A 6,849-nucleotide genomic window follows, 5' to 3' on the forward strand; every position below is an offset into this window, starting at 1 on the left:
ACACGTTTAATAAAGAGGTGAATTTTTGACTTCCCCCAGCTACCAATATTTCGGTACTATGCACCTTTTTTGTTTTCATATAAACAGTTTTTACCGTCTGTGTAAATGAAATCTCGATTAATTCTCACTGTATTCTTCCCATTCCCAATCTATGGTGTGTTTCATATCTTTGAGGATGATTTCCTGTAATGAGGTCTTGTGGGAGGAAGGAGTTGCCGAGGGATTTTTTTATTTTTTGTAACTATTTATCTACTCTTTTTTTTCATAATTAAAAATGAAATGCAATAGAAACAAAAATGTTCCTCCCAGGGGCATTTATTCCGCTTGCAAAGGTTCTATATTGCGTATCTACTATATTATCTATCCCCGTTGTAAAACGATAATTCTTTATATTATAAGATGCTCTCATATTAAGAGTATACCAAGCAGGCATGCCTTCAGGGGGAGCATATTGTTCATTATCTTCTGCATTAAGACGATAATCTATTCTCTGTTTCCATCCATTGTATAACACCCAAAAAGAAACATATAATCGCTTATGAGAATAATGTATCTCCCCTTTCCACATCATAGGAGGAATATGATCTAGTGGAATTGTTGTTCCTGCATCTTCCGTTCTCCCGTAAGTAGTATTAAATGCTACCTTTATTCCCAAATACTTTGTAATTTTTCCATAAAGAGAAGATTGGAAACCCGTTATATATCCTCTACTCTTGTTTTGATTAGCAAATACTTTGCTGGTTCCACCCCCATAAACTACTTCTGATTGTCCATTAAAAGTAAAAGCATCTGTAACAATAGCATCTTGAATGAGAGTGTAATATAATATATTCTCCCAACTTATAGTACGAAGAATAACTTTTGTAATTCCTAATTCTACGTTTATAGTTTTTTCGGGTTTGAGATTTGGGTTAGGAACAATGAGAGTACCCCTTGTTTCAGATGTTCCTGTAGTACTTTCAAATACCTTAGAAATATCATCTACGTTAGGGACTCTGTATCCCGTAGAAAGTGTTCCTAAAAACTTCCACGTATTATCAGGTAAATACACTATTCCCAAACTCCCTGAATATAACACATTTTTTTGTTGGATATCATTGTAGGGGAATGGGAAAAAAGTTTTATCCGCAAAGGTAGATTGAAGGTTTGAATATCCCAATCTGAATCCATAATTACCAATCCATTTTTTTGTAAAAAAATACGTTCCCGAAAAATAAAGAGAGCTACTCAATGAAAAATTATCCCCATTCGGGTAACGGGTATCTAGGCTACCTTGTTGTCCATTGATTATGTTCTCTTTTACAGCAGTAGATAGTAAAGTATTATATTGAAAATCTATACCTAAACGATTATGCCAATGTGTTCTTTTGTTTTGAATATCAAAATTTCCTCCTATCACCTGCACCTTTTCTGTTCTACGGCTGATATTATCGGAACGAAACCTACGGGTATGCCTGCTTTCTTCTACATTTTGGTAGTTAATCCCCAAATGAATATTATCTGAAAATCTTCCTATATTGCTTATATTCACATCATAGCTGGTAAGCAATAGTTTTTGAGGTCCGTAATACCATTCTGAATAGGTGGGAGTTCCATTGGTAGATTCTGTCAATCGATCATAACGAGGAACATTACTGGAGTTTGTAAAATGAACAGTAAGCCCATGCGTGATAAAATTATTTTGTGCATATAAGAATTTTTGTAGAAGATTATACTGCCAATAACCACTTTGTTTTTGTAAAAAAACATTATTATTTGTTATAGACGAATCTCTGTTATGTATTCTTTTTACATAAAAAAAACGCTGCCCATACAAATCATTATAGAAAGGATTTTTATTACTTCCACTTTGTAAATCTCCAAATTGAGAATACGTAAAAGATGTAAAGGAAGCTAATTTTTTTCCCCCTATGTTGAAATCCAGATGAGGGGTAACCTCATTATTGACACTCCCGTATCTCGTGGAAAAGTTTGTATTAAAAAATAATTTTCCGCTTTCGGTTAAGAAGGTTGGTTTTTTCGTAATTATATGAACGACCCCTCCCAAAGCATCACTCCCATAAACAGAAGAAGCAGGTCCAAATAAAACCTCTATTTTATCTAAAGCGGCATTGTCTAAAGTTATAATATTTTGTAAATGCCCCGCTCTATAAATAATATTATTTAACCGCACACCATCCATAACTAATAGCACTTTATTTGCCTCAAAACCACGCAAAATAGGACTTCCTCCTCCTTGTTGGCTTTTTTGAACAAATATATTTTCTGCGGATAACACATCTGCAGTAGTTTGTGCCTGGAGACGTTGTATATCTTCGTTTTTTATGACTTGTATTTGCTGAGATATTATTGCCCTACTCTCCTCTATTTTATTAGCAGATATAATTATTTCGTCTAAAGTACTTCCTGTTTTTATCGATAACGAATCTGCTCCCCCCCCCTGTGCCTGTATTTTTAAAAAAGAAAAAAATAACAAGGCACACACAAAAAAATTGCGTGTCATAATTTGTTTTATTAAAAATAATGTGATAGAATATGATTGTTAAAATATTTTGTGATCCATAATGAAAGTATTTTGTAATCTATACCTATAGAATCCAGGGAGGTGGAGTAATGGGAGGGTATGAAAATGTAAAAGTGAATACCACATATAAAAAAAGAAAACTATTTATCTCTTTTGCTGTGTGCAAACGTACAGAATAACCTAAAAAATAATAGAGTTTTTTTAGATGCTCTATAAAATGTTTTGTGTTTTCTGGAGAAGAAGTGGTCTGAACATACATATTATAGTTCCATAAATATTCTAATTGACGGTTATATGCGGATTCTTGATAATCTAACAAACAAGTATAAAAAACAGAATCTTTTGACACAGTTGTTTGTATGACATCATACATATTTCCTTGAAATTCAAACTCATGCTCATCTTCCCAATGTAGTTTATGAGAAACATCAGGAATAAAAAAACGCAGAACAACAAATTGTATTTCTTTCCCGTCAGCGATGTGCGTGTGCATTTCGTCTTTCCACATATTTTTTTGATAGAGAATCCAAAAAAACAGTACCCAAGATGGTATGCATAAACAAAAAAAGAGAGAAATACTTATTATTTTTTTTGCATAACTGTTTCGTATCATAATTCTATTTGAGAGTATTTCAATGAAAGATAGAAAAGAATATTGGTAACTATTGAGATAGAGCAAAAAATCAATTTTTTTTTAGAACCCTCCTTCATTTATTTTTTTAATTTGTAATGAGTATAAATAGTAATTTTGAAGTAATTTTAAGAACAATAATAAATAGTGTACATAAACTAATCCTTTTTATTCTAAAAATATTTTATATTTATAGGAATACAAAAAAACCTTTTCGGAGGATAATCAAATTTATAACATAAAAATAAAAAAAATAATGATACGTATAATAAAAATAGTTTTTATAGCAATTATATTTACTAGTTGTTCTGAATGCCCTTTAAAAGAAAGAGTTTCACGACTGGAAGGAAGAGTAACCGAATTAGAAAATATTATTCGTGATAGGGGAAATGCTCTTACCCCCGATCCGGTAGGGGTAAATGCAGATGTAGAGAAGCCAACAGGTCCCGTTGCTCAATTCGAATGGGAAGACCAAGATGGGAAATTTGATTTTGGAACTATAAACGAAGGAGATGTGGTCACGCATACTTTTTCTTTTAAAAATAGTGGAACAGTTCCATTGGTCATATCTTCTGCTACGGGGTCATGTGGATGTACTATCCCAACTTATCCAAAAGAACCCATTGCCCCAGGTGAAGAAGGTAAAATAGTAGTCCGATTTAATAGTAAAGGGAAACCCGGTGTTCAAAATAAAAATATTACTATTGTTTCAAACACCTACCCTACTATCAATATACTAGAAATAAAGGCAATGGTCACCCCTAAAAATAAAAAATAATACAAACAGATGCTCAAAGAATGTTTATTAATAATAGATGTTCAAAATGATTTTCTACCAAAAGGAAGTTTAGCTGTTCCCGATGGTGATAGTATCATCTCTTTTATAAATAGCATTATTCCCAAATATAAATATGTTATTGCTACCCAGGACTGGCATCCAAAAGAACACATAAGTTTTTTTACAAATCATAAAGAAAAAAAAATGGGAGACATAATAGATGTAGAAGGAACCCCTCAGATGTTATGGCCTCCCCATTGTGTTCAAAATTCTTATGGAGCAGAATTTTCACCTCTTTTGCAACAAAAATTCCACAAGATTATCCATAAAGGAACAGATGAAAAAATAGATAGTTACAGTGCTTTTTTTGATAATAATAAGAAAAAAATAACCGATCTCTATGAATATCTATTATCACAAAAGATAAAAAAAATAGATACAGTAGGGTTAGCAACCGATTATTGTGTAAAATACAGTGCATTGGATGCAGTCCAATTAGGTTTTGAAACATCTGTATTAACAAAAGGCACAAAAGCAGTATTCCCTCAAGATTTTGAAAAGACATTAGAATACTTGAAAAATACTGCCGGAGTGAGAATAGAATAAAGACATGGGCATCTAAAAACCAATATGTCCTGATTACATAATGTTCTATACAGTACGAGAAAGAAAAAAATATTGGATTTACCATAAAAATAAATGAAGTATAGATTAGCAATACTGAGTACCAACAAACCCGGATATTCGGAAACATTTATTAAAGCCCATAGAGACTTCTTAGAAGGAGAAAAGTATTACTACTACGGTGGCTATATCCCGTTTATTGTAGCGAAAAAAAATAATGCATCAAACAATAAAACAAAAGATCCTTTCCATCTTCTTTTAAAAATATGGAAGAAATATAAAAAATACATAGCTTTTTTTATATATCCCCTCCTTTTTATATATGCTCGCACAAAACTCAAACAGTTACTCAAAAAAAATAAGATAGATGTAGTATTAGCAGAATACGGTCCCACAGGCGCAAGTGTAACAACCATTTGTAAACAATTAGATATTCCGCTTATAGTGCATTTTCACGGTTTTGATGCTACGAGACAAGATACTGTGAATAAATACAAACAGAACTACCAAACAATGTTTGATTATGCTACCTCTATTATTGCGGTATCCCAGAGATTAAAACAAAGCATTATACAATTGGGATGCAAAGAAAATAAAATAGTAATATCTCCCTGCGGAGCAAACCCAGAATTTTATAAAATACAACCCGATTACCAATCTCATAACTTTATTTTTATCGGAAGATTTATAGATGTAAAAGCTCCTCACTATCTCATAGAAAGTTTTAAAAGAGTATCAGAAAAATATGCAAACGCTACTCTCACCTTGATAGGAGAAGGAGAAGAACTCCAAAAATGCAAAGATTTAGCAGAAACATATAACCTGCAAAAAAAAGTTATTTTTACAGGAAAATTAACACAATTAGAATGTATACAAAAGATGAAAGAAAGTTTTTGCTATGTGCAACACTGTATAACCAATGCACTTGGACAATCTGAAGCATCAAGTGTGAGTTTAAAAGAAGCACATGCTGCCGGACTACCCATAGTTTCTACATTATCCGGGGGGAATGCAGAAATAGTTATTCAAACTAAAACAGGTTTTTTGGTAGAGGAACACGATGTGAAAACTTTTGCAGAATACATGATTCAATTATATAGAGATAGAGATTTGGTAAAAACTATAGGAAGCAATGGAAAAGAACACTATTTGAAAAACCTTACTTTAGAAAAACATATTAATACACTCAACAGGGTTATTCAAAAAGCATATTTTAAAACATAATATAAGAGAAGGAATGAAAATTGGATTTAGATTTTTTTTTGTTTTGTATCTCGTTTAGAAAAATGAGAAATCCATTTGAATACCTTCCATTTTATCAGAAAAAGATAGGAACGTAACCGTACTTTATAATGAATAAACAGAGCGAAAATCCCATATTTATAATACCCATGTAGACGGGTAACCCTTCTCAGTTCTTTTAGTTTGCTTTCCAAGTGAACATTATCACTGGAAATTCCTTCTGCATCCATGACAGATATTATTTCAGGATATATCTTTAAAGGTATATTTCTATTGAGTAATCGTAATACATGTTCAAAATCCCCAGCTATCCTAAAAGAAGTATCAAAGACACCATATTTTTTAAAGAGAATGGTTTTATAAAAAAGTCCTTGATGGGGTATCATTTTATAATACAGATTTTTTATGGAAGGAGAACTTATTGTATGCTCTCCATTTTTTAAAATGATTGTTACACTGCCACACATAAGATGAGTATCGGGAACAAATAACACCTTACTTACATCCGAAAGAACATCATCGTGTATAAAAAAATCCCCCGAATTTAAAAATAAGACATAATCTCCCGTAATCATATCTAATCCTTTATTCATAGCATCGTAAATGCCCGTATCGGGTTCACTTATCCAAGCATGTATTTTGTGAGAATACTGTTTGATAATATCTACGCTCCCATCTGTAGAATCACCATCTACAACCACATAATTTATAGATGAATAGCTTTGAGAAATCACACTTTGTATGCTTTTTTCTAATCCTTTTTTATTATTGCGATTAATGGTAATAATGCTTATGTGTTTTGGATTTGCAGTAAATGGTTCTTGCATGGTATGAGAAAATAATTTTTGTTGTATGATAAATATTTAGCACGTTTTATGAAATAAGGAAGAATGCCCATTGATTATTTTTTGATACCATTCATGTTTACTATAGGGGAGTTCTAAAAATTAAATATTTGAAAATCATATAAAATACATATTATTGCAAATATAATAAAAAAATGTAGAGTATGAGCAATGAAAATTACAAAAAAACAGGTAGAAATGGGAT

Annotated in this window: 6 protein-coding genes; 3 read left to right on the plus strand and 3 right to left on the minus strand. The window is 31.8% G+C overall.

Annotation, left to right across the window (positions count from 1 at the left end; genetic code table 11):
* Nucleotides 1–268: 268 nt before the first annotated feature.
* Nucleotides 269–2,503, minus strand: a complete 2,235-nt coding sequence (locus QM536_09045; protein ID MDI9357153.1) for a TonB-dependent receptor — start codon at nt 2,501–2,503, stop codon at nt 269–271.
* A gap of 85 nt (nt 2,504–2,588) precedes the next feature.
* Nucleotides 2,589–3,137: a hypothetical protein gene (locus tag QM536_09050; protein MDI9357154.1), complete on the minus strand. Its 549-nt coding sequence runs from the start codon at nt 3,135–3,137 to the stop codon at nt 2,589–2,591.
* Between the two features lie 274 nt (nt 3,138–3,411).
* Here QM536_09050 and QM536_09055 point away from each other — a divergent pair, with 274 nt between their 5' ends.
* The 3 genes from QM536_09055 to QM536_09065 all read left to right on the plus strand — a co-directional run bounded on the left by QM536_09055 (nt 3,412) and on the right by QM536_09065 (nt 5,781).
* Nucleotides 3,412–3,933, plus strand: a complete 522-nt coding sequence (locus QM536_09055; protein MDI9357155.1) for a DUF1573 domain-containing protein — start codon at nt 3,412–3,414, stop codon at nt 3,931–3,933.
* Nucleotides 3,934–3,942: 9 nt separating this feature from the next.
* Nucleotides 3,943–4,539: a bifunctional nicotinamidase/pyrazinamidase gene (gene pncA / locus QM536_09060; protein ID MDI9357156.1), complete on the plus strand. Its 597-nt coding sequence runs from the start codon at nt 3,943–3,945 to the stop codon at nt 4,537–4,539.
* A gap of 93 nt (nt 4,540–4,632) precedes the next feature.
* Nucleotides 4,633–5,781 (plus strand): glycosyltransferase family 4 protein, encoded by a 1,149-nt coding sequence (locus QM536_09065; protein ID MDI9357157.1) that lies wholly within the window; start codon nt 4,633–4,635, stop codon nt 5,779–5,781.
* A 26-nt stretch (nt 5,782–5,807) separates the two neighbouring features.
* On the opposite strand, the gene QM536_09070 is transcribed toward QM536_09065, so the two are convergent.
* Nucleotides 5,808–6,626: a glycosyltransferase family 2 protein gene (locus tag QM536_09070; GenBank protein MDI9357158.1), complete on the minus strand. Its 819-nt coding sequence runs from the start codon at nt 6,624–6,626 to the stop codon at nt 5,808–5,810.
* Nucleotides 6,627–6,849 lie beyond the last annotated feature (223 nt).

Source organism: Chitinophagaceae bacterium (assembly GCA_030053935.1).
Classification (GTDB): Bacteria; Bacteroidota; Bacteroidia; order Cytophagales; family JASGCU01; genus JASGCU01.

What these genes read in the sequence shown, in the direction of transcription:
- QM536_09045 (MDI9357153.1), bottom strand. Translation starts at nt 2,503, where the DNA reads ATGACACGCAATTTTTTTGTGTGTGCCTTGTTATTTTTTTCTTTTTTA.
- QM536_09050 (MDI9357154.1), bottom strand. Translation starts at nt 3,137, where the DNA reads ATGATACGAAACAGTTATGCAAAAAAAATAATAAGTATTTCTCTCTTT.
- QM536_09055 (MDI9357155.1), top strand. Translation starts at nt 3,412, where the DNA reads ATGATACGTATAATAAAAATAGTTTTTATAGCAATTATATTTACTAGT.
- pncA (MDI9357156.1), top strand. Translation starts at nt 3,943, where the DNA reads ATGCTCAAAGAATGTTTATTAATAATAGATGTTCAAAATGATTTTCTA.
- QM536_09065 (MDI9357157.1), top strand. Translation starts at nt 4,633, where the DNA reads ATGAAGTATAGATTAGCAATACTGAGTACCAACAAACCCGGATATTCG.
- QM536_09070 (MDI9357158.1), bottom strand. Translation starts at nt 6,626, where the DNA reads ATGCAAGAACCATTTACTGCAAATCCAAAACACATAAGCATTATTACC.